General features: G+C 61.0%; 5 protein-coding genes. 3 read left to right on the forward strand and 2 right to left on the reverse strand.

The window, feature by feature from the left end; genetic code table 11:
* Positions 1-271: LysE family translocator (locus PMI07_RS17305; RefSeq protein ID WP_024163880.1), on the reverse strand; the 271-nt coding region annotated here is incomplete at its 3' end.
* 72 nt (positions 272-343) lie between these two features.
* The gene (locus PMI07_RS17310; protein WP_007765806.1) at positions 344-1201 is read right to left on the reverse strand and encodes an SDR family NAD(P)-dependent oxidoreductase; all 858 of its coding nucleotides are present in this window, start codon (positions 1199-1201) and stop codon (positions 344-346) included.
* A 101-nt stretch (positions 1202-1302) separates the two neighbouring features.
* Between PMI07_RS17310 and PMI07_RS17315 the strand changes: the two genes are divergently transcribed.
* The 3 genes from PMI07_RS17315 to PMI07_RS17325 all read left to right on the forward strand — a co-directional run.
* Positions 1303-1551 (forward strand): type II toxin-antitoxin system ParD family antitoxin, encoded by a 249-nt coding sequence (locus tag PMI07_RS17315; protein WP_007765803.1) that lies wholly within the window; start codon positions 1303-1305, stop codon positions 1549-1551.
* Positions 1548-1838 (forward strand): type II toxin-antitoxin system RelE/ParE family toxin, encoded by a 291-nt coding sequence (locus PMI07_RS17320; RefSeq protein ID WP_007765800.1) that lies wholly within the window; start codon positions 1548-1550, stop codon positions 1836-1838. The genes PMI07_RS17315 and PMI07_RS17320 overlap by 4 nt, the downstream gene beginning before the upstream one ends.
* Positions 1839-1950: 112 nt before the next feature.
* On the forward strand, positions 1951-2916 hold a 966-nt coding region (locus PMI07_RS17325), incomplete at its 3' end, for an argininosuccinate synthase (RefSeq protein ID WP_024163881.1).

Raw genomic sequence — 2916 nt, forward strand, 5'->3', positions numbered from 1 at the left:
CCAGCCACAGGAGATAGGCGGCGCCGCCGGTCTTCAGGATGAAGAAGGCGGTCGGCGAGGCGGTGATCAGCGCCGAGATGCCGAAAGCGACGAGCAGCGTATGGCAGACGACGCCGAGGCTGGTGCCGAGCACCACGAACAGCGCCGGCCGGCGGCCCTGGCCGAGCGCGCGGCTGATCGACAGCGTCATGTCGGGTCCCGGCGTCAGCGCCAGAAGCAGGCCGGCGGCGGTGAAGGCAAGCAGGGTGGCAAGGCTCGGCAGGAATTCCATGGGCGCACTCGAATAGCCGGATAATGGATTGCTCCGTTTACCCGGCTTTCGAAGCCGTCACAAATCAATCTATCAACGGCCGTTGATGAATTCCTTTGATGCATCCGCGAAATCCGGATGCCAGCGCGACAGCGGCGGACGGTTCTCGATGATGTCGCTGATCGCCCACAGCATGCGGCGCTCGTCGGTCGCCCGGTCCACGTCGTTGTCGGGGCACAGGATGTAGAAGTCGCCGCGCTCCAGGCTGGTGAGCATGAACTCGACCGTCTGTTCCGACGTCCAGGCGCCGGTGGGCTTTTCGATGCGGTCGCCCTTGGTCAGGCCGGTAAACACGAAGCCGGGGATGAGGAGATGGGCGGAGACCTGGCAGTTCGGCGTATTGCGCAGCTCGTGCTGCAGCGCTTCGGTGAACGCCTTCACGCCGGCCTTGGCGACATTGTAGGCGGGATTGCCGGGCGGGGTGGTGATGCCCTGCTTGGAGCCGGTATTGATGATCAGCGACGGTTCGCCATGGGCGATCATCGCCGGCCCGAACGTCCGCGTCCCGTTGATGACGCCCAGAAGATTGACGGCGAAAACGCTGTCCCAGTTGACCTGCGGTCCGAATATCGAGCTTCCGGGGCTGATGCCGGCATTGTTCATCAGCACATGCACGCGGCCGAAGCGCTGGATGACGGCGCGTTCCAGCGCCTCGATCTCGTCCGGCTTCGATACATCCGTGCCGATCGCGGCGACATCCGCGTCACCGTCCTCGGCAAGAGCCGCGACTTCGAGGGCTGCTTCCGCCAGCTTGTCGCCCTCCAGGTCGGCAAGGACGACGGAAAGGCCCATCCGGGCAAATTCCTTTGCGGCGGCAAGGCCGATGCCTGATGCGGCACCGGTAATCACGGCGACATTATCCTTCTTCAGAGCGGGATGAGTGATGGTCATGGCAAGATTCCTCTATGACGCTGCTGTTCAAAGGTCGGGCGGGATATGGTACCCTCGTCAGATAGTGTCAACATGACAGACAGGTCACACCGGAGAGCCTGATGGGCAAGATGACGTCGATTACGGTGGATGAGGAACTGACGGCTTTCATCGACAGACAGGTGAACGGCGGCAATTACAGTTCGGCAAGCGAAGTCGTGGAGGCGGCCCTGCGCCTGCTGCGGGACAGCGAAGACGGTATCGAAGCGATCCGTGCGGCGATCGAAGAGGGCGAGGCTTCCGGCGAGCCGCAGCCTTTCGATTTCGACGAATTCATCGAGAAGAAACGGGCCGCACGCGCCGAACGATGAAAACTCTGATCTTCGCGCCAAGGGCAACTGCGGATATCGACCATATCTACGACTATACTGACGAGACCTGGGGCTACAGTCAGGCCGAAGAATATACGTTTGGAATAAGGGATTTTTGCAAAGCGCTCTCGCTGGGCGAGAGAAATGGACGGAAGATCGATGGGATCAAGCGCGGATATCTGGCGCTTGCATACGAATCTCACTTCATCGTCTATCGGGAAACGTCCAAGACAATTTTCATCGTCCGCGTCCTGCATCAGCGGATGAACCTGGACCGCCATCTCTGACCAGTTTTGCCGGGTTTTTCTTGCGTGCCTCAAGAAACTCGCTAAAAGTGCCGCAATTCATGACTTGGCAGTTTCAAGAACCGCTTCCACCCGCAGACGGACGTAAATCGACATGGCACTCCCGAAAGACGTAAAGAAGGTCGTTCTCGCCTATTCCGGCGGTCTCGACACCTCGATCATCCTGAAATGGCTGCAGACCGAACTCAATGCCGAAGTGGTGACCTTCACCGCCGATCTCGGCCAGGGCGAGGAGCTGGAGCCGGCCCGCAAGAAGGCCGAGATGCTCGGCATCAAGGAGATCTATATCGAGGACGTGCGCGAGGAATTCGTGCGCGATTTCGTCTTCCCGATGTTCCGCGCCAATGCCGTCTACGAAGGCGTCTACCTGCTCGGCACGTCGATCGCCCGTCCGCTGATCTCCAAGCACCTGATCGAGATCGCGAAGAAGACCGGCGCCGATGCGATCGCCCATGGCGCGACCGGCAAGGGCAACGACCAGGTTCGTTTCGAGCTTTCGGCCTATGCGCTGAACCCGGATATCAAGGTCATCGCGCCGTGGCGCGATTGGGCCTTCAAGAGCCGCACCGATCTGTTGAAGTTCGCCGAGGAAAACCAGATCCCGGTCGCCAAGGACAAGATGGGCGAGGCGCCGTTCTCGGTCGATGCCAACCTGCTGCACTCCTCTTCCGAGGGCAAGGTTCTCGAGGACCCGGCCGTCGAGGCACCGGAATACGTGCATATGCGCACCATTTCCCCGGAAGCAGCCCCCGACAAGGCGACGACGATCAAGGTCGGCTTCAAAAAGGGTGACGCGGTCTCGATCAATGGCGTCGCCATGTCGCCGGCGACCCTGCTGGCCGCGCTCAACAACTACGGCCGCGACAACGGCATCGGCCGTCTCGACCTCGTCGAGAACCGTTATGTCGGCATGAAGTCGCGCGGCGTCTACGAGACCCCCGGTGGCACGATCCTGCTTGCCGCCCACCGTGCGATCGAGTCGATCACGCTCGACCGTGGTGCGGCGCATCTCAAGGACGACATCATGCCGCGTTATGCGGAGCTCATCTATTACGGCTTC

Source organism: Rhizobium sp. CF080, from assembly GCF_000282095.2.
Lineage (GTDB): Bacteria > Pseudomonadota > Alphaproteobacteria > Rhizobiales > Rhizobiaceae > Neorhizobium.

Bases quoted from the DNA above. Each gene is read 5' to 3' on its own strand.
- PMI07_RS17320 (WP_007765800.1), top strand. From the start codon at position 1,548: ATGAAAACTCTGATCTTCGCGCCAAGGGCAACTGCGGATATCGACCAT.
- PMI07_RS17315 (WP_007765803.1), top strand. From the start codon at position 1,303: ATGGGCAAGATGACGTCGATTACGGTGGATGAGGAACTGACGGCTTTC.
- PMI07_RS17310 (WP_007765806.1), bottom strand. From the start codon at position 1,201: ATGACCATCACTCATCCCGCTCTGAAGAAGGATAATGTCGCCGTGATT.